Origin of the sequence: Shewanella sp. HL-SH8 (assembly GCF_051165765.1) — a bacterium.
GTDB classification, from domain to species: Bacteria; Pseudomonadota; Gammaproteobacteria; order Enterobacterales; family Shewanellaceae; genus Shewanella; species Shewanella glacialimarina.
In genome coordinates this window covers 4001229-4021982 of record NZ_CP195039.1, presented here as the reverse complement: position 1 = coordinate 4021982, position 20754 = coordinate 4001229, and the positions used below count along the sequence as shown (strand labels likewise).

Sequence of the window (20754 nt, the reverse complement as noted above, 5' to 3'; positions counted from 1 at the left end):
CTACACTAATAAAAAACCAGTTGCCGGAGCAACTGGTTTTTTGTTTTACACGTTAACTTTGTTGATTAGTGCTTACGACGACGGAACGCCGCTAAAGGTAGTAATAACGTTGTTAACCAGCCTAAAGAACCACCATTGTCATTATCTGGCTTTGGTGTTGATTTGACCGAGACTTCACCTAGGTTGCTGTCTAGCTTGCCATCATTAGCCATAACAGTGAAAGCATATGTGGCAACTTCTGTAGTTATAAAGCTAATGTCTTTCGCTGCAGCATCGAAACTTACAGTAGGCCCAGAAGTTTGTACCCAAGTATAAGTTAGCTTATCACCATCAAGATCTTTAGCATTTGAAGAAACATAAGTTGTTAAGCCAACAATCTTATCAGTAGATGTTGGAGCGACAGTAGGCGCATCATTAACATTACTAACTGTTAGTGAAACAGCAGTTGGTGTAATTACATTTCCTGCTGCATCCTCAGCGGTATAAGAAAGAGTATCTTTGCCGAAGAAGTTTGCTTTTGGAGTGTAAGTTAATTCACCTGTTTCTGAAATCACAGCAGTACCATTTGCTGGTTGCTTAGAAATCATTACATTTGTTAGTGCGCCAGATGGCATTACATCAATTACACTTTGTGCTTTTGCTGTCATACCAGAACCTGATACTTGAACTCGAGCCACTTTTTGATCGGCTTTAGTATCATTAAGAAGCACATTCATTGATGCAGAACTGTCTTCAACAATTTCTAGTGCATCAGCTTGGCCAAAGTTAAACTCAGTAGTTTTTACTTTATAAGCTAACTCGACACTACCTGCTGCTGCTGCAGAAATTTCTACGTAATCATTTGCTGCTACCGTTCCACCAGTACCATTGAAGTGGTAAGTTGTACCAATAGCGCCGCCGATATTTTCCGCACCAATTGTTAATGCAGCAGGGATAGTAGGTACTTTGAAGTAATTAAATGTTACTTCTTCAGCCGCACCGGTTTTAAACCATACGCTGAAGCTATATTGATCACCTGAAGTGTCACCATATAACTGTGCGTCATTCCATTCAACAACAACCCATTGTGAAGTACTACCATTTACGACACCAATAGACATTGCTCCGCCACCAGTATCACCAACAGATCCATCGCTTAAATCGAAATCAGACCAGAATGGGGCAACAATGTTGTTAGGAGTGCCAGAATCAGGTAGCTGCTTGTTAGCATATGTGCCAGCAGTTGCGCTGTTGCCTGGAATAACAATACCATTGTCAGACATGGTAATTTGAGTATATTCTTGGCCGTTATACTTATAGGCAGGAACATTAAATACAAAGTTAGCTTCATCACAACCATCAGCACATACTGGGGTAAACGACAAACCTAAATCTGTAATATTTGGATAAGAACCCGTTCCTTTAGCTGAAACCATCTTAGGAAGTTTCATGTTACCAACCCAAGTAATTACACCCGTTTTTTCATCAACGCTCATACCATTCTGAGTCGCATCTGCCATGTTAACCATAACATCATCTTTGCTTGTCAGTTTTGTGCCTTTAGGGGCTGTAGCTGTGATGGTGGTATTACCGTCAAACATAGTGTTATTAACAACAGCCTTGATTTCAAATTCATCAGCAGTGGTAATATCAGCATCGGTAGTAAAGGTGTTGATTAAAGAAGAGTCACTTGTTTCTCTAGCAAGTACAGCTAGAGGTAGGTGTGCACCTTGTTTGCCATCATTGCTAGTCAGCATGATGTTACCAAATATCCACTCACCGTAAGTGCTGTAAGAAGAATCAACAGTAACCGTGAAGGTTGCAGAAGCGCCTGCAGCAAGTTCTAATGTTGTTGGAGAAACCATTATGCCAGCAGAGTCAGCTTTAGCTGCTAAAGCCCATGATGTTGCTTCAGCACTTTTGTTGTTAACTGTACGTGTGAAGGTACATACGCCTACACATGAATCAGCAGCAATAGAAGGCTTGTCGAAGGTTAACACTGCTTTAGCAGCAGCGTCTAAATCCATACGGCCAGCGCCCATAGCAAATGGTGATGCCGGTGTAACAGCGTCATCATCTAAAATGTCAGCCATTTGGGCTGTAGAAGTTAGTGCTGTTTTAATATCAATGGCAGACCAGTCTGGATGTAATTGCGCCATTAAGGCCGCTGCACCAGCAACGTGAGGACTTGCCATACTTGTACCTGTAATGGCATTGAAAGGTTTTCCGCCATCATCAGGAGAGAATGCAGATAAAATACTTGTACCAGGAGCAGCTAAGTCTGGTTTTAAGATATTTTCATTACCGTTAGGCCCGCGAGAGCTCGATTGGTTGATCATATCAGCAAGGCCTTGGGATACTATACGCTTAATTTCAGCAGAAATAGTACCAGCTGTAGCTGTGTCACCTAATGAATCAATAATTGAGTCACCATCTGCTTTTGAAATCATAACAGATGGGAAAGTAACCCCTGGCATAGACATGGTAATTGGAGCGCCAGGTGCACTGTTGTATACCACAACGGCTTTAGCGCCAGCATTCATTGCGTTAGTCGCTTTTAGGCTGAAATTACAGGCACCACGAGAAATAAGTGCTATTCCGTCTTTGAAAGAATCTGCAGCAAAAGGCGCACAACCGGTGAAGTTTTCGGCAGCAATATTTTTAGCTGCAATAATCGGTGCGGTAATATCTAGTTCAAAAACAGTATCAGATCCAGGAATAGCGAGTAAGTCTTCACCGCCAGCATTAAATGCGTTAGCAAAGAAACGACCGGTAGTGCTGTTGGCTACTGTGATACCTGATTCGATACAAGCAGGACAACCAATAGTTTTAGCGCCATTACCGTCATTACCTGCTGCGGTAACAACAACGATACCAGCAGCTTCAGCTGCTTCGAACATTGTTTTATATGGGCTGTTAGCAGGGTCGCCACCAGCGCCACCACCCCAAGAGTTGTTAATTACATCAGCGCCATCGTTTACAGCGTGTTCTAATGCTTCCATAAGCATAATGTTAGAACCACTACCGCCAGAACAATCCTCTTTGTTGTAAAGCGCTTTATAGGCCATTAAGTAAGCCGCTGGAGCAACACCTGAAAGGGTGACATCTACGCCTTCATAAGTTACATCAACTTTATTACCTACAGCAGTACCAGCAACGTGAGTACCATGACCACCATAACCTAGTGGGCTCATATATTCGTCAGCACAAACTGGGAATGTAGGAGCAGACCAGCGAGCTACAATGAGTTTGTTGTTACAAAAGCTGGTATCAACTGTTGAACAGTAATCATCTGTTGGAAGAGCACCTTTTGGCGCTTCAAAGCCGTCATCTGCAAACATTGGGTTTTCTGGGCGAATACCGCCATCAATGATAGCAACCTTAACGCCTTTACCAGCATTTTCCATGCCGTTAACTGCATTCCACATTGCTTGGCTATTGATTATCTCATGTGAAGCATCCATTTGTGCTTCATACATTGTTTCAGGGTAAACAGACTTAACACCAGGAATTGCCATTAATGCTTCAATGGTTAGGCCCTGGCCGGCAATAGATACACCGTTAAATAGTGTTTTGAACTTACGTTCTACTTTGGCGTTGCCCGCCATTTTAGTTAACGCGCTGGCAAATTTATTTTGCTCTGCAGTTAGGTGTGAAGCGTAGTCTTTAACTGGAGCCGATTGAATGTCAATCTTACCATCTTTAGATTTGATTGCTGTGGCAGCTAAGTTTTTAATGCCACCTTGATAGAGCGCTACTGCTGGAGAAGACAGCTCAACAATAAAGCGTTGAGGAGCTGTTATACCATTTGCTTTAACAGTAGATTTTTTATAATTGTCAGTGGATTGTAATTCTGGAGAATACTGTAAACCAGTGTAATCAGTGTTCGCATAAGTAACACTTGAAATTAATGCCGCTGAAATAGCGAGTGATAGTTTAGTCTTCACAACGTCTTCCTTGTTTCAAGTCACCCTCAATGTGTGTCTTAAGAATTGAATAACAATCCGTAGATAGGTCGTGGGGTGTAATTGTAATATTTTTATAATGTTTATGTTGCATCATGTAATGCGCCGTAGACATTTTTATCACAACTGAGCAACAAATGTAATGAGTTAAAGGAAAAAACTATTGTTTTTATTATACGGAATAGTATGTTGCTTATATTAGCTTATAGCTAATTGTTCTAAGGCTTAACCGCCCTTATTATAGGGTTTTGAAGGCTAATCAAGGTTTCTGTGGACTGAATTTCGTCTATTGACTGTATACGATTAATCAATACATGTTGTAATCCATCTATAGATTGGCACATTACCTTTACAAAAATGGAGTAATTACCCGTAGTATAATATGCCTCGACCACTTCATCTAATGCATTTAATTTTGCTATTGCGGCGGGATAATCACCGGCACTTTTCAAATTAATGCCAATAAAGCAGCAAACATCGTAACCCAATGCTTTAGGGTTAACGGTAATTTGTGCCCCTGTGATGATGCCTGCTTGTTTCATTTTTTCAACGCGGACATGAATGGTGCCAGCGCTCACTGAAAATCGTTTAGCCAGTTCGGCAAATGGTGTGCGAGCATCTCCCATTAATGCGGATAAAATTTGGTTGTCAAGTTGGTCGCGCTGAAATGAGCTATCCACAGTAAAATGCCTATTTTCTATTTGAATAGGCATTAATTTACGTCTTTTGTTATGTAATTACTATCAAAATTACTGTTCAGTGATTGGCTCTATAAAATTGGGTAACGAACTAAAGTGCATTAGCTGCGCTGAGTAAGGATGCTTTATAGATAACTCGGTGGCGTGCAGTAGTAAACGTGGTGCCAAACTTTTTGCTAATGGGTCTGCGTAGAAACCGTCACCAAGAATAGGATGACCTAATGCCATCATATGCACGCGGAGTTGGTGTGAACGGCCAGTAATAGGGGTCAATTTTACCAGGGTTGAACGCTTAGCGTAGCTAATAATGTCAATCAGGGTTTCAGAGGGTTTACCCACAACATGGTCGACCTTTTGTTTGGGACGATTCGGCCAGTCACAAATTAACGGCAGTGAAACACGTGTTATTGACGTCTTCATGTGGCCTGCTACACGGGCAAAGTACACTTTGTGGGTTTCTCTATCTCTAAACTGACGTTTTAATTCTCGTTCAGCATTTTTTCGTAAGGCTAAGACGATAATCCCTGATGTCGCCATATCTAAACGGTGAACGATTTGTGCATTAGGATAATCACGTAATACGCGAGAAAAAACACTGTCATGGTATTGCGTTTCTCTGCCTGGAACCGACAGCAAGCCAGACGGTTTATTGATCACAATAATATCTTTATCTTGATGGATTATATCCAACCAAGGTTCAGTTGCTGGTTGGTAGATAAAGTCTGCCATGGTGTGTCTCTATAGCGGGAGGTATGAAAGGATGGCAAAGATACTGATCCACCTTATAAGATGCAAGTGGATCATAAAAAAGCTAACTTAAGAAAAAGCTTCGCCATTGACCAGCATAATGGTAAATGTCCACACCACAAATGCTAATGGGATATGCACGAGCGCATAAAAACATTGATCTAATCGACTCATCCCCTTTGCTAGCCAAATTAAATAACCATGAAATAATATAACAAATGGAAACAACATTATTAGTGGGTAAAGTGCAAATGGACTCGCATCGGCAAAAATACTGTGACTCAGTAAAGCCCAAAACACCATAAAAGTGGTTGTCAGTGGCGGCGCTCGCAGTGCGATATTGTTCTGGATAGGGGAACATCCTGTGTCCTTTGATGAGAGACTAACCTTTAATCTCTTTTTTACCATGGATAACCTTGCGATGCACTACTGAATAATGACGCAGACCAGCAGGACCATGTGACACCACCACCGAAAGTAATACTAAAAGAGTAATAATTTCCACCTGCCAATCAGTTAGTAGCATCAACAAAAATAATAATCCAACCTTGGTAAGTGTTAGTAGGCCTTTTAATTGAATCAGCCAGTGCCAATCTCTGATAATTTCCCATGTCATCAGCAAAATCCCTGTTGTCAGGGTGATGATCCAGTAAGGCAACCATAGACTTTTATCAACGTGCAGTAATATGCCGCCACCAGCCCCAACAACACCAATAATATGTAACGCCCTAAGGCCCGTTTTGGTTAATCGTTCAAACCAAAAGCGTGTTTCGGAAAGCCGTTGCTGTTTTGCATGTTTGCTCATTAAAGCTTCTTATCATCGGTTGATTCTAATCATATTAACAACCCCAAAGTTAATTAGCAGAAATCAGCTTAGTTTTTGAGAGGTAAATCAATATCTGACTATGCTAAACAATGCGCTGACACGCAAATATATCCATAAATTTAATGGGGTTTATTGATGTGTGACCTTGCTACCAGTGTATCTCTTTAGAGGGTGGTATGTTAGTTGTAAGATTAATGCCGCAAGGCAGGGGGATATAATGCTAACACACACAACAAAATCACTATTAGCGTTACTGGTTTCGGGTGCGTTAAGTTCAGCTACATATGCAGCACCAGAAAACTTAGCCGATTTTCATGCTGAAATGGGGAGTTGTGATACTTGTCACGTTAATAAAAAAGGGCCAACTGACGACAACTTAACCTATGAAAATGCCCAATGTACCAGTTGTCACGGCACCCTAAAGGAAGTTGCCGAAACAGAGCGAGAAGGTATTGTTTCACCACATCAATCACATTTAATTGGCGATGTTAGCTGTACCAGCTGTCACTCTGGGCATGAAAAGTCAGTCACTTACTGTGACTCTTGCCATAGCTTTGAATATCAAATGCCATTTTCGGGGAAATGGCAGCGTGAGTTTGTGCCAGTTAATGCCGACAAAACAGCACAAGATCAAGCGATTGCTAAAGGCGCAAAAGAAACGACCGATGTGGTTATTATTGGTTCAGGTGGTGCGGGTTTAGCGGCGGCCGTTTCTGCACGTAATCATGGTGCTAAGGTCATTTTATTAGAAAAAGAACCAGTGGCTGGTGGTAATACAAAATTAGCCGCAGGGGGCATGAATGCGGCAGAAACCAAAGCCCAAGCAACACTGAAAATTGAAGATAAAAAACAAGTTATGATCGATGACACCATGAAGGGGGGCGGTAATCTTAATGATCCTGCATTGGTAAAAGTGTTAGCGAATAATTCATCTGATTCCGTTGACTGGTTGACAGCATTAGGTGCAGATTTAACCGATGTTGGCCGTATGGGAGGCGCGAGTGTTAATCGTAGTCATCGTCCCACTGGTGGTGCAGGCGTTGGCGCACATGTGGCACAAGTACTTTGGGATGCTGCAATAAGCCGTGATACTGATATCAGGCTTAATAGTCGTGTTGTGCGCATTATTGAAGATGCATCCGGCAAAGTCACCGGTGTCTTAGTTAAAGGTGCATACACAGGTTATTACGTGATAAATGCAGACTCGGTTGTTATTGCAACAGGTGGCTTTGCTAAAAATAATGAACGTGTGGCTAAGTATGACCCTAGCTTAAAAGGCTTTAAATCTACTAACCATGCTGGTGCTACTGGCGATGGATTAGATGTTGCTGAGTTAGCAGGCGCTGCTACCAAAGATCTTCAATACGTACAAGCGCATCCAACTTACTCACCTGTGGGTGGCGTTATGGTGACTGAAGCAGTCCGTGGTAATGGTGCAATTTTAGTTAACCGTGATGGTAAACGTTTCGTTAATGAGCTAACCACACGTGACAAAGCATCGGCTGCTATTTTAAATCAAAAAGGCGCCAGTGCTTACTTAGTATTTGATGACTCAGTGCGTAAAAGTTTGAGTAAAATAGAAGGTTATATTCACTTACATATAGTTAATGAAGGCAAAGATTTAAACGAGCTTGCTAAAAAACTCAACATGCCTGACGCAGAGTTAACCAAAACATTAGCTGATTACAATGGAATAGTTAAAGCGGGCAAAGATACTCAATTTGAACGTCAAGACTTACCTCGAGAATTAGCATCTGCTCCTTATTATGCTATCGAAGTGGCGCCAGCTGTACACCACACCATGGGTGGGGTGGTTATTGATACTGAAACCGAAGTAAAAGGCGTCAGTGGTAAAAATATTCCTGGGATGTTTGCTGCTGGAGAAATTACTGGTGGGGTGCATGGTACCAACAGGCTCGGCGGTAATGCGATTTCAGATATTGTCACTTTTGGTCGTATTGCCGGAGAGCAAGCAGCAAAATACGCTAAAGAGCATTAAGATAAGCCGTTATTTGTTTTGCAATTGGCGATTTACATTCTCAGCGAGCCCTTCATCAGGCTCGCTTTTTTGTTGTTATGGCTCGCCATAAATAGGGCGAAACTACTCACATTTTCGATTTTTGTAGCGACTTATTAACGACAACAATGCGTCATTCACATACACTGGATACAAAATTGAGTTTGCTGACAAACTGGCTGGTAGACCTAACGCGCTTTTAACTAAGAGTGAGTCTAGAAATACAGCAGTATTGTTAAGCCTTTAGCTGTAGGACATATTATGAGAATTGGTTTTTTTAGTGCTAAAACATATGATATTCATCACTTTAATCGCACAAATAAAGAGTTTGGTGCACAAATTGAATATTTTGATTATCGACTTTGCATGCAAAATGCCAAACTGGCAGAAGGCTTTCAAGTTGTTTGTGCTTTTGTTAACGACTCATTGTGTGAAGAAGTATTAGTTGAGTTAGCCAAAGGTGGCACAAAAGTCATTGCGATGCGCTGTGCAGGCTTTAACAATGTTGATTTGGTTGCGGCAAAGCGTTTGGGAATGCAGGTTGTTAACGTCCCTGCTTACTCGCCTGAATCTGTCGCTGAGCACAGCGTTGCGTTAATGCTAACCCTTAATCGTAAAATTCATAAAGCGTATCAACGTACACGTGATGCTAATTTTGCCCTAACAGGATTAGTCGGTTTTAACATGTTTGGTAAAACTGTTGGTGTTATTGGTACCGGTAAAATTGGTCTAGCGACCATTAAAATACTCCAAGGTTTTGGTTGTAAAGTTTTGGCATATGATCCCTATCCTAACCCCGCGGTTACTAAGTTAGGGGTTGAATATGTTAGTTTGGATGAGATTTATCCGGTATGCGACATCATCAGTCTACATTGCCCTTTAACTGCGGATAATCATCATTTATTGTGTCAAAGCAGTTTTCATAAAATGAAAAAAGGGGTGATGGTAATTAATACTAGCCGTGGCGGTTTACTCAATGCGATAGATGCAATGGAAGCCTTAAAAGAAGGTCAGCTTGGATCATTAGGGCTAGATGTTTATGAAAATGAGAAAGGATTATTTTTTGAAGATAAATCCAGTGAAATAATTCAAGATGATGTTTTTCGGCGCCTATCAGCATGCCACAATGTTATCTTCACTGGGCATCAAGCCTTTTTAACCGAAGAAGCCTTAAACGCGATAGCCTTAACCACTTTGAATAATGTTAAAGCGCTGCTAGCAGGTGACAAATCTGGCAACGAGCTCTGTTAACAGAGACTCATTATTGATAGATTGGCGTCTTATGGCGCCAATTTTTTGCAAGAGGCATTATGATTATTTCAACCCAAGTACATGATATTACCACGCCTACAGGCACAATGCGCACCACGGTATTTCGCCCTGATCAAGCAGGGCAGTTTGCTAGTGTGATTTTTTATTCTGAAATTTTTCAGTTAACTGCGCCAATAGCGCGTACCGCAGCCATCATGGCGGGGCATGGTTTTGTCGTGTTGGTGCCTGAAGTCTTTCATGAACTTAATCCTATAGGGACAGTATTGGCTTATGATGATGCAGGCAAAGATAAAGGCAACCAAGATAAGTTTGCTAAACCGCTTGAGCACCATGACAGTGATACCCAGGCATTAATTGATTTTGCACGTTCGCAAATCTATTGCAGTGATAAAGTTGGCGCAATGGGCGTATGTATTGGCGGTCACTTAGCGTTTCGTGCTGCATTGAATCCTGATATTAGGGGCGCATTTTGTTTATATGCAACCGATATTCATTCTAATACGTTACCGTGCGAGCCTGATAATGATTCGCTTACCCGTGCGAGTGATATTAAAGGTGAGTTGGTGATGGTGTTTGGCAAGCAAGACCCACACGTTTCAAGTGAAGGGCGTAAAGCTATTTATCATCAGTTAGAGCAAGTAAACGCTAATTTTAGTTGGTTAGAAGTGAATGCTCAACACGCCTTTATGCGCGATGAAGGCGAGCGTTACGACCCCGCATTAGCTATGCAAATGTATTTGCAGGCGGTGGCTTTTTTTCAGCGAACCTTGAATTAAACTTCACTGTTTTAATGGTTTTATTATCAAAAATCACTCGAAAGTGTAAAATTGACACTATGATAGACAACAAAAAGGCGCTTTAGGCGCCTTTTACGTTTTACAATTGAGGTTAGTTTATTATAACCGTTTGGGAATAACCCGTTTAGCGGTCACTTTTTGTTTGGTCGGCACGTCATTCGCTAGCTTAATCACCCCTTTTTGGAGCATCAAACTATTTGGGTAAGTCATTACATCACCTGAGTCGCGTTTAAGCAGAATATGAAATAAGGATATTTCGACGATTACTCCAGACATATCTTCATCTTTTTCAACAATTTTGATCCGATCGCCAATGCGGTACGGAAACACAAAAAAGATCAATACGCCTGCGGTAATGTTACTCAAAATAGACCATTGAGCAAACAGTGCTACACCTAGTACTGCGAATGCTGATGAGACGAATAATGACACTTCTTGATAACCTAAACCCAATGAAATGGCAATAACGGACAAGGTAACAAAAAACATAAAATATGAAATCAGTCTCGTCACCAATCGGCTACGCACTTCACTAACCTGTTTTTTAATGGCTTGAATTTTAATCCACTTCTTTAGCTGATTTTGGGCAATGATAAACATCCCTAAATACAGCAACACCATCATAGTTTGATTCAACATAACACGTCCTAAATAATACAATCTCAATATGCAGTTGTGATCAGTTATAATACGGCTTTTCAAGCAATTTGGCTTGTTGATTAATTTAAAGTTAATTTAATTTATTTTAAATTTAAAGATGGAATGATATGTCTGATTATAAAGTGTTACACACAAGTGCCGATGAGTTTGGTGACATATTTGTGCTTGATGATGGCCACTTCAGGGTCTTATCATTTGGTGATAATGATGAACAAAGTAAAATGGATAAAACAGAGCCTTTTGTCCCTCAGCATACCTATGTGCAAGCTATGTTATGCGCATTAATGGCAAAGCAGCCTAAAAGTGTGGTGATTTTAGGATTAGGTGGTGGCGCGTTAGTGCATGCTTTACGTCATTACGATGCGGCGATTAAAATCACTGCCGTAGAGTTAAGGGAGCAGGTTATTCACGCCGCTAAAAGATTTTTTCAATTACCCATAGGTAAAAAGCTGACTGTTATTCATCAAAACGCTAATCATTTTCTAAAGGCTGGTGATTTTAAGAAATGCGATATGTTGTTTGTCGATATTTACAGTGAAAAGGGAGTTGACCCAACACTACTATCCGCTGAGTTTACCGAGCATTGTTACTTAGGGCTTAAAGCCGACGGGATATTGGTACTTAACTGCTGGAAAGAACACCGTAACAACACTACATTACTCAGCCACTTACAGATGCACTTTAGTCATATTCATGCGTGTTTAACTGGCGGGGGCAACTGGGTTGTTTTTGCTACAAATCAAAGCCAGGGGCTTGCTGCAATGAGTAATAAAGCCAACCAGCAAACTTTATCCCAAGCATTAGATATTAATATACCTAGGGTGCTCACCCGTTTTGAGCCTTGGCAGTAATCGCTATTTATAAGCATTCTGCTATTCAATATAATAAATCGATAACGGATTATGGTTCAGTTGCAAAACCGATTAGGATGATAGATTTTATCCGTTATACATAATTAACCTGTCAGCGTATTCTAACTCCATCGAAACAGGGCGCAGTTTTAAAGCAAGATTAAATTAAAACTAAGTTCACATTAAAAAACCTTACTAAGTTAATTAATACAATGGAGTTAATCATGACACAATCAATTATCAACAGCACTATCAAGCCATTCAAAGCCACAGCATTTCACAACGGCGCATTCGTTGAAGTGACAGAGCAAGACTTATTAGGCAAGTGGTCTGTAGTGTTTTTCTACCCAGCTGACTTCACCTTCGTATGTCCTACAGAATTAGGTGATATGGCTGACCATTATGAAAAGCTTCAATCAATGGGCGTAGAGGTTTACTCAGTATCAACTGACACTCACTTTACTCATAAAGCATGGCACTCAAGTTCAGACACTATAGGTAAAATCACCTATCCAATGATTGGTGACCCAACGGGTACTATTACTCGCAACTTTGGTGTGATGATTGAAGAAGATGGTTTAGCACTGCGTGGTACTTTCGTTATTAACCCAGAAGGCCAAGTTAAAGTAGCTGAAATACACGACCTAGGTATTGGTCGTAGTGCATCTGAATTACTGCGTAAAATTCAAGCTGCTCAGTATGTTGCTAGTCACGATGGTGAAGTATGTCCAGCTAAATGGCAGCCAGGTGAAGAAACGTTGGCGCCATCAATCGACCTAGTCGGTAAGATTTAAGGCTAACTGCTAACGCGAAATAGATGACTCGTTAGATAGTATATCCAGCCAGTTAATGCCCCTGCATTAACTGGCAATCTCCAGCCTTGCACTCTTTTATTTTTTCCAATCTTTGTTTCCCTAGACAAATATCATTCTTAGGAGTTGTTATGTTAGATACCAACGTAAAAAATCAACTGAAAACTTATCTTCAGAATCTTAAACATCCAGTTGAGTTAGTGGTATCAACTGATGACTCAAAAAAATCAGCTGAGCTTAAAAGCTTAGTACAAGACATAGTCGATAGCTCTGCACTGGTTAGCAGTATTGAAGCTACAGGACTACGCAGTCCAAGCATGACAGTGATTAACCCTGAATTAACTACCAGCATTACCTTTGCAGGCTTACCTATGGGTCACGAATTCACTTCTTTGGTATTAGCTTTATTACACAGCGGCGGTCACCCAATTAAGCTAGACGCTGACACTATTGAGCAAATTCGTTCTTTGCCAGGTGAATACCATTTTGAGACTTATGTGTCATTAAGCTGCCAGACATGTCCTGAGGTTATTCAAGCACTGAATATGATGGCGGCAATTAACCCAAATATTACCAATGTGATGATTGATGGCGCGTTATTTCAACAAGAAGTTGAGCAGCGCAATATCATGTCGGTGCCATCAGTTTACTTAAATGGTGAGTCATTTTCTGTAGGCGCTATCAGCGTTGTAGAAGTATTAAATAAGCTAGATAAAAATGCGGGTAGCCGCAAAGCGGAGCAATTAAACCAAAAGTCAGCATTTGATATGTTAGTTGTCGGCGGCGGTCCAGCAGGTGCTTCTGCAGCAATATATTCTGCCCGTAAAGGCTTGGTTACTGGAATAGTGGCTGAAAAATTTGGCGGCCAAGTTGCGGAAACTGTCGGTATTGAAAACTTTATTTCAGTTTCTAAAACAGAAGGACCAAAACTGGTCGCAAACCTTGAAAATCACGTTAAGGATTATGATGTCGATGTGATGGAAAACCAGAAGGTAGTTAAGTTGGCATCAAACGGTTTATTCGATGTTGAACTGGCTAATGGTGCTATATTACAGAGCAAAACAGTGTTACTGGCAACTGGCGCAAGATGGCGCGAAATGAATGTACCAGGTGAGAAAGAATACCGTGGTAAAGGTGTTGCTTATTGTCCACATTGTGACGGGCCATTATTTAAAGGTAAACGTGTAGCTGTAATTGGTGGTGGTAACTCAGGTATTGAAGCAGCCATTGACTTAGCGAACATTGTTGAACATGTCACTGTGCTTGAGTTTGACAGTATTTTACGTGCAGATGAAGTGTTGCAACGTAAAGCAAAATCTATGGGTAATATTACTATTATTACCCAAGCACAAACGACCAAAGTGAATGGTGATGGCAGTCGAGTTACTGGACTAACCTATACAAACCGTCAAACAGGTGACAGCCATGAGGTGACTTTAGCGGGTATTTTTGTACAGATTGGTTTGGTGCCTAATACGGAGTGGTTAAAAGGCATTGTAGATTTAACACCACGCGGTGAAATTATCGTTGATGCACGTGGTCAAACATCGATACCTGGTGTGTTTGCCGCAGGTGATGTGACTAATATTCCCTATAAGCAAATTATTATTGCTATGGGCAGCGGTGCAACCGCCTCGTTAGGTGCATTCGATTATTTGATCCGTCACTCTGATAATGCAGCAGAGCAAGCTGCATAATTAACTCGACTTGATTATTGGATTAGACTTGAACAGAGTGTTTTTGAGTTTTCCAATTTAGTATCTTATTCAAGCCAGCATTTTTGCTGGCTTTTTATTTTGAGGACTCACTTTGTCTATTTGGACTTGAGCAATTACACTTACCTTAACCAAATAATAAGAGCATGCATCAAAATGACCTTTGAGCAGCAACTGCACAATGAAACACAGCTTTATTTAAAGAAAAGCTTTATTGGCCTAAAGCTACTTTCGCTTGGTTTATTGCTGTTAGTGTTAATAAATCGGCCTTGGTATATTTATGGTGAAATACCGCTAACGAACATGCTGTTATCTATGCTGCCCTTAATGCTAAGCTTGTTTCTTACTGATACTATTGCGAGTAAATTACTGCCTAAAAAAATTAACTCTTCATATTTTTCATTTATATTCTTGTTTCTCAGTTGGCTTATTTTTACCGCTTCATTGTTAATTTATTCTGCCAGCTTTATTGGCGCGGCTATCACGATTACTGATATGTTGGTGCTGGCATTTGGCATATCACTTTTTCCTAATCGAGCAATGTTCTTTAGTATAATTGCTATTTTATCAGCTTATCACCTCAGTATTAATGTGTTGTATGTGACCTCAGAACTGTGGTTTTCAGGTATTCGCTTATTGTGCTTTGTGGTGATAGTTTTTGCCGGACATCATGTTACAGAAACATGGTTTAAACGGGCGATACAAAAAGATATTGATAACCAAATATTAATCAAAGAGCTAGAAGAGTTGGCTATTAACGACGGACTGACCCAAATCGCTAATCGACGTCATTTTGATGATGTCATTAACAAAGAAATTGCCAACAGTGAACGAACTAAGCAGCCACTGGCAATAATCTTAATTGACATCGATTATTTTAAAAAACTTAATGATAGTTTGGGGCATCAACAAGGTGATAAATGTTTAATTAGCTTTGCCAATATGCTTAAAAATATCGTTCATCGTCCGCGTGATCTTTGTGCAAGATATGGTGGGGAAGAATTTATATTATTGCTTGCTGAAACAGATCTTGCTGGCGCGATTATCGTGGCGGAAAAAGTCAAACAGCAACTTGAGCAATTAGCTATTTTACACCCTGACTCCAGTGTGAGTGATAAGGTCACTGTGTCGCAGGGTATTGCTGTTCTACTGCCTGGTATGTCTGCAGATGAATTATGCCATTTAGCTGATGAAAAACTTTATCAAGTAAAACGCACTTCTCGAAATCATTTAGCCTATTAAATTAGCTCATTTTAACATAATGAAAGCTTTCAATTATTTAGTTTAGTTTATGCTTGCACAGCCGATAAACAAAGATGATGATAATCAATAGGACCAAAGATCGATTTGTTATTATTTTTTACACCAATTAAGGCATCTGTTGACTATGATTACAGATATCGATCTTTTTTAGGCTAAGTAAAAACAAAAATAAGCGTCACAGCCTCTCACGGACCGAGATATGTTAAAAATTTTAGCTCTGTGAAATCTTTAATAAGATTCACTATATGTCGATAATCGCTTGGGGGCGAAGTATGAATTGGTTTAATAACATGTCCATTTTTAAAAAAGTGGGATTAATATTCGTATTGTCTGTGGTCATATTTACTGTCAACTTAGCAATTAGCATAGTGGCAATAAATAAAAACCAAGACACCATGAACTTTATGCAGAGTAAGGTCAGCGAGCGTGTTGAACTTGCCAATCAAAACGTTATCTTTGTGCAGAGATTAGATGAGTTATATACACAATCGGTTTCTTTTGCTGACGAAGATTTACTGGCTAATGCCACTAAGGTGTTTAAGTCCTTAGATTCAAATCTCAACAAACTCAGTACAATAGATGGTAATCAGTCACAAGCTTTATCATCATTATCTCGCTCACTTGAACAATATAATGAAATGACCTCTAAGCTGGCTCGTGGCATGCTCGATGGCACCATAGACATGAGTCAAGTAGGTCAAATTAGTCACAAAAAATCAGAAATATTTGACACGCTGACTCGGGGGATTAATCAATATAAAATCGATAAAGTCGATGAGTTTTCATCAACCCTTGCTGAAGCCAGTAATCGTTCCGAACAAAGCTTATATCTCACCTTAGGTATTGGTATTGCCCTATTAATTATCATGGCTATTGCAACCATATCTATTGCTCGTTCAATCAGCAGCTCTGCCAGTGACGTGGCAAGCTCGTTAGGTGAGTTAGCAGATGGTAAAGGTAACTTACGTCATCAATTAAAAGTGATTGGTACCGATGAGCTTGGTCAGGTATCCAGTAACTTTAATCGTTTCTTACGCTTGTTAGCTGACTCAATTCAAGGCGTTGTGAGTGTAACCAATCCATTATTGGACAGCGCTAAATCTTTGAAAGAAAGAATGTCCTTAGCGACCAAAGCAACTCAGCAGCAAAGCCAAGATGCGCGTAATGTACAAGTTTCAATGGAAGAGATGCGTCATTCTGTTAATAATATATCACTTAGTGCGCAACAAGCTGCAGAAGCCGCGCAAGAAGCAGAGCGTGAAGCTACAGCAGGTTTAGTGGTAGTCGAGCGTACAATTAATATTTCCCAAGACTTAAATAAAGGTATCGAGCTAGCCTCTAACTCTATTAATGAATTAGCTAAAGATACTGAAAGTGTCGGTTCTATTTTAAACGTGATCACCTCGATAGCGGAGCAAACTAACTTGCTAGCACTGAACGCCGCAATTGAAGCCGCACGTGCTGGTGAACAAGGTAGGGGCTTTGCTGTTGTGGCTGATGAAGTGCGCGCGTTAGCATCTAAAACGGCCGACGCAACCAAAGAAATTCGTGAAGTATTAGACAGATTAAAAGGTGCTGCAGTGTCATCTGTTTCCACTATGGATGCGGCAATTACCAAATCATCAGACAATGAGCGTTATGCCAAAGATACTGGTGATGTACTTAAATCTATTCAATCCAAAATTGTCAGCATTAATAGCATGAATACCCATATTGCATCAGCAACTGAACAACAATCAGTTGTGGCTGAACAAGTGGGCGGAAATGTCATTGAAATGAATGAATCATTTGAGAACACCTTAAATATCTTAGGTGAAGTACATAATATTTCTCAAGGATTAGATGATTTTGCAGTGCAACTTAAAAATGCAACCTCACAATTTAAGTTATAAATATTAGCCCTTATTAAATGATAGCTGAGTTGATATAGTGTAAAAAAATGGCGCTCAAGTGAGCGCCATTTTCGTGTATTGCTGTTAGTAATTTCTATTGTTCAATTTTATCTTGTTGAGCTTTATTTAGCTTCACTTCAGCTTGTTTCACTTCAGCTTGTTTCACTTCAGCTTGTTTCACTTCAGCTTGTTTCACTTCAGCTTGTTTCACTTCAGCTTGTTTCAGTTCAGCTTGTTTCACTTCAGCTGGTTTCACTTCAGCTTGTTCCACTTCAGCTTGTTTCACTTCAGCTTGTTTCACTTCAGCTTGTTTCACTTCAGCTTGTTTCACTTCAGCTTGTTTCACTTCAGCTTGTTTCACTTCAGCTTGTTTCACTTCAGCTTGTTTCACTTCAGCTGGTTTCACTTCAGCTGGTTTCACTTCAGCTGGTTTCACTTCAGCTGGTTTCACTTCAGCTTGTTTCACTTCAGCTTGTTTCACTTCAGCTGGTTTCACTTCAGCTGGTTTCACTTCAGCTGGTTTCACTTCAGCTGGTTTGACGTCAGTTTGTTCAACTTCAGCTTGTTCCACTTCAGTTTGTTCAACTTTAGCTTGTTTCACTTCAGTTAGTTCAACTTCAGCTGGTTTCACTTCAGCTGGTTTGACGTCAGTTTGTTCAACTTCAGCTTGCTTAACTTTAGCTTGTTCAAATTCAGCTTGCTTAACTTTAGCTTGTTTGGCTTCTTCTAGTTGAGTTTCATCTAGTTGAGTTTCATCTAGTTGATTTTCATCTAGTTGAGCTTCTTCTAGTTGAGCTTCTTCTCGTTGAGCTTCTTCGAGTTGAGATTTATCGAGTTGCGATTTACCGAGTTGAGATTCTTCTAGTTTGGCTTCATCTAGTTTGGCTTCTTCTAGTTGAGCTTCATCTGGTTGAGCTTCATCTAGTTGAGTTTCATCTAGTTGAGCTTCATCTAGTTGAGTTTCATCTAGTTGAGTTTCTTCTAGTTGAGTTTCATCTAGTTGAATGAAAGGTTGAAACTCGGGGTTACGTACTAGGGTTAATTCTTTAATCAAATTATCCGCATGATCAACTTGATCCATCATCCACAATATATAGCGAATATCGACATGAACAGCGCGAGTGATAGTTGGGTTAAAGAACCAGTCTTTGGTAATAGCTTCGTATGTAGAGTCAAAGTTTAAACCCACTAGCTCACCTCTACCATTGAATATCGGTGAGCCTGAGTTGCCGCCCGTGGTATCGACACTCGATAAAAAGTTAACCGGAACCGAGTTAAAATCATCTTTAGGCTCAATGCACGATATAAGTCTACACAGCCAAGAGCGTGGATCGTTATATATCGACTGAACAGTATGTTTACCATAATCGTTAGTCGCGATAGCGGCTAATAACTTAATCGGGGCATTATATGGCTCTGCTCCTGTATGTTTAGCAGCAATACCTTGCAAACGGGTGAATGGCTGCTTATATAAAGCATCTTTAGATTGATAACCATCAACCATGCCATATGTTATCCGTAAAGTACGGTTTGCATCAGGGTAAACAGGCCAGTTATTGGCTTTATAGTAAGCTATTATCGCAGCCATATACTCGGGACGAGCTATAGATAATTTACCCTCAATGACCTTACTTTCTTGTTCCAGTGCCATATTAGTATCATGTAACTCAACCGCTAAGCGGATGAAAGGGTCTGTGCTGGTTTGAAACTCTTCAACCGTTTTATCTATCCAAGCCAAGCGGGTTGCTTGATCTGTTAGCTCTGTTGACGCATATATGCCATGAATTTTGGCGACAAATCCTTGGTGGTCAGAACTATTGTTTAGTGCGTCATCGAATACTTTAACTTTTAAGGGTTGTGCAATATAGGCGTTTAAATCCTGTAACCATAAGGTTTTATCCACTTCAATATCAAACCTGCTATCAATACGCTTCAGGCCTGCACGGAACATTTTCATATCACGTTTTTGGTAACCTGATTCACGCATAGCATCAGGTTTTTGCTTTTCTTGGGCTAAACGGTACAAACTTTTAGCTGCAAGCAGTAAGGCACTTGATTGTGCGTTTTCAAAATAGTAGTTAATTTGATCATATTTCTGTTGTTCAGCAAGTAAGACTTCAAGCTCCTGAATTAATAGTGGGTTAGCAGATTCATCCTTTTTTAACCAAGCTAAAAAGCCGTCTTCTCTACTTTGTTTTATGCCGACAATATCGGTCGCTTTAAAGCCATCTAATAGACCATTAAGCTTCTTCATCCTATTTGACATCGAAGCCATAGTGCCGGCATATTTAATCGCGATGTTTTTATCTATATTTCCCATTTGGGTGATAGTGTCAATTTGTAACAGGTAACGGGCAGCAAGGGTTGGGTATAACCAATCACTGGCAAATTTAAGTTCACTAGTGAGGTTGTAACGACTAGTCGATCCTGGGTAACCGGCGGCAAATACACCATCGCCAGCCTTAACACCGTCAGTATTTACTTTTAAATAGCTTTTAGGTTGAAAAGGGACATTGTCTGCCGAGTAAGTTGCAGGTTTACCATTTTTGCCTACATAAGCGCGCAAGAAAGTGAAATCACCCGAGTGGCGAGGATATTCGTAATTATCAATATCACCGCCATAGCCACCAATACTTTCAGGTGGTGCATAGACTAAGCGGACATCGCGAATGATAAGCTGTTTTATCAGGAAATATTCTAGACCGTTATGATAGCTATTTACTGAACAATGGTAGTTATTATCGGCTTCACATATTTTAATTAAACTTTTGCTGTTAGTTTGAATTTGTTCATATCGAATTAACGGCTCATCACTTAAATCCGCAGTAACAAGCTGAGTAACATCTGTTACATTTTCAGTAATGTATAAACGTTCATTAGGACCTGCAGAAGGCTCATCGGCCATTGTTTTAGCTAAGAAGCCATCAGCAAGGTAATTGTGTTCTTTTTTACTGTTATATTGAATGCCGCGATAGGCGCAATGATGATTTGTGACAACTAGGCCTTGGGGAGACACGAAACTGGCGGTACAATAGCCCAAACTGACAACCGCATTCATTGGATATTGACCTAGATCAGCAAGTTGTGTTGCGGGAATTTCAATACCGCGTTCAATCAGTTTATCTGCGATAGAAGGCATCTGGTAGGGTTGCCATTGGCCTTCATCTGCATAGGCTAAAGCCGATGACAACACTAAAGCGGCTATCAATGTAATACGCATGTTTTTTCCTTATGCAGTTTATTTTTCCGTATGTTTACAA

13 protein-coding genes and 2 pseudogenes are annotated in these 20754 nt (G+C 40.3%); 8 read left to right on the top strand and 7 right to left on the bottom strand.

The features are described 5' to 3' along the window. Positions 1 to 65 precede the first annotated feature (65 nt). The 5 genes and pseudogenes from ACRWQN_RS17840 to ACRWQN_RS17820 all read right to left on the bottom strand — a co-directional run bounded on the left by ACRWQN_RS17840 (position 66) and on the right by ACRWQN_RS17820 (position 6194). Positions 66 to 3926, bottom strand: a complete 3861-nt coding sequence (locus ACRWQN_RS17840) for a S8 family serine peptidase (protein WP_434939201.1) — start codon at positions 3924 to 3926, stop codon at positions 66 to 68. Positions 3927 to 4162: 236 nt separating this feature from the next. After that, positions 4163 to 4624 (bottom strand): transcriptional regulator AsnC, encoded by a 462-nt coding sequence (gene asnC / locus ACRWQN_RS17835; RefSeq protein ID WP_434940695.1) that lies wholly within the window; start codon positions 4622 to 4624, stop codon positions 4163 to 4165. Positions 4625 to 4693: 69 nt separating this feature from the next. Continuing rightward, entirely contained in the window at positions 4694 to 5371 is a 678-nt protein-coding gene (gene rluA / locus ACRWQN_RS17830; RefSeq protein WP_434939200.1) for a bifunctional tRNA pseudouridine(32) synthase/23S rRNA pseudouridine(746) synthase RluA, read from the bottom strand. A gap of 87 nt (positions 5372 to 5458) precedes the next feature. Further along, a pseudogene (locus tag ACRWQN_RS17825) lies at positions 5459 to 5750 on the bottom strand (hypothetical protein). Between the two features lie 21 nt (positions 5751 to 5771). Then, complete coding sequence (locus tag ACRWQN_RS17820) at positions 5772 to 6194, bottom strand: hypothetical protein (protein WP_434939199.1); 423 nt, start codon at positions 6192 to 6194, stop codon at positions 5772 to 5774. Between the two features lie 238 nt (positions 6195 to 6432). Between ACRWQN_RS17820 and ACRWQN_RS17815 the strand changes: the two genes are divergently transcribed. From ACRWQN_RS17815 to ACRWQN_RS17805, 3 genes are all read left to right on the top strand, one after another. Further along, the gene (locus ACRWQN_RS17815) at positions 6433 to 8214 is read left to right on the top strand and encodes a flavocytochrome c (RefSeq protein ID WP_434939198.1); all 1782 of its coding nucleotides are present in this window, start codon (positions 6433 to 6435) and stop codon (positions 8212 to 8214) included. Positions 8215 to 8493: 279 nt separating this feature from the next. After that, a complete protein-coding gene (locus ACRWQN_RS17810) occupies positions 8494 to 9483 on the top strand; it encodes a 2-hydroxyacid dehydrogenase (RefSeq protein WP_434927209.1) in 990 nt (329 codons plus the stop codon). 59 nt (positions 9484 to 9542) lie between these two features. Beyond that, positions 9543 to 10280, top strand: coding sequence for a dienelactone hydrolase family protein (locus ACRWQN_RS17805; protein WP_434939197.1), 738 nt, complete (start codon positions 9543 to 9545; stop codon positions 10278 to 10280). Between the two features lie 120 nt (positions 10281 to 10400). On the opposite strand, the gene ACRWQN_RS17800 is transcribed toward ACRWQN_RS17805, so the two are convergent. Beyond that, the gene (locus ACRWQN_RS17800) at positions 10401 to 10940 is read right to left on the bottom strand and encodes a mechanosensitive ion channel domain-containing protein (RefSeq protein WP_434939196.1); all 540 of its coding nucleotides are present in this window, start codon (positions 10938 to 10940) and stop codon (positions 10401 to 10403) included. Between the two features lie 128 nt (positions 10941 to 11068). Here ACRWQN_RS17800 and ACRWQN_RS17795 point away from each other — a divergent pair, with 128 nt between their 5' ends. The 5 genes from ACRWQN_RS17795 (at position 11069) to ACRWQN_RS17775 (ending at position 17494) form a co-directional block, all read left to right on the top strand. Continuing rightward, complete coding sequence (locus tag ACRWQN_RS17795) at positions 11069 to 11812, top strand: spermidine synthase (RefSeq protein ID WP_434939195.1); 744 nt, start codon at positions 11069 to 11071, stop codon at positions 11810 to 11812. Between the two features lie 224 nt (positions 11813 to 12036). Then, positions 12037 to 12606 (top strand): alkyl hydroperoxide reductase subunit C, encoded by a 570-nt coding sequence (gene ahpC / locus ACRWQN_RS17790; RefSeq protein WP_434927205.1) that lies wholly within the window; start codon positions 12037 to 12039, stop codon positions 12604 to 12606. Positions 12607 to 12755: 149 nt separating this feature from the next. Beyond that, positions 12756 to 14321 carry an alkyl hydroperoxide reductase subunit F gene (gene ahpF / locus ACRWQN_RS17785; RefSeq protein WP_434939194.1) on the top strand — a complete coding sequence of 522 codons (1566 nt, stop codon included), beginning with the start codon at positions 12756 to 12758 and terminating at the stop codon, positions 14319 to 14321. Positions 14322 to 14495: 174 nt separating this feature from the next. After that, positions 14496 to 15581, top strand: coding sequence for a GGDEF domain-containing protein (locus ACRWQN_RS17780; RefSeq protein WP_434939193.1), 1086 nt, complete (start codon positions 14496 to 14498; stop codon positions 15579 to 15581). 311 nt (positions 15582 to 15892) lie between these two features. Continuing rightward, the gene (locus ACRWQN_RS17775; protein WP_434939192.1) at positions 15893 to 17494 is read left to right on the top strand and encodes a methyl-accepting chemotaxis protein; all 1602 of its coding nucleotides are present in this window, start codon (positions 15893 to 15895) and stop codon (positions 17492 to 17494) included. A gap of 1024 nt (positions 17495 to 18518) precedes the next feature. Here the strand turns inward: ACRWQN_RS17775 and ACRWQN_RS17770 are convergent. Next, positions 18519 to 20714, bottom strand: a pseudogene (locus ACRWQN_RS17770) (S46 family peptidase); the annotation flags it as partial. Between the last annotated feature and the right edge of the window lie 40 nt (positions 20715 to 20754).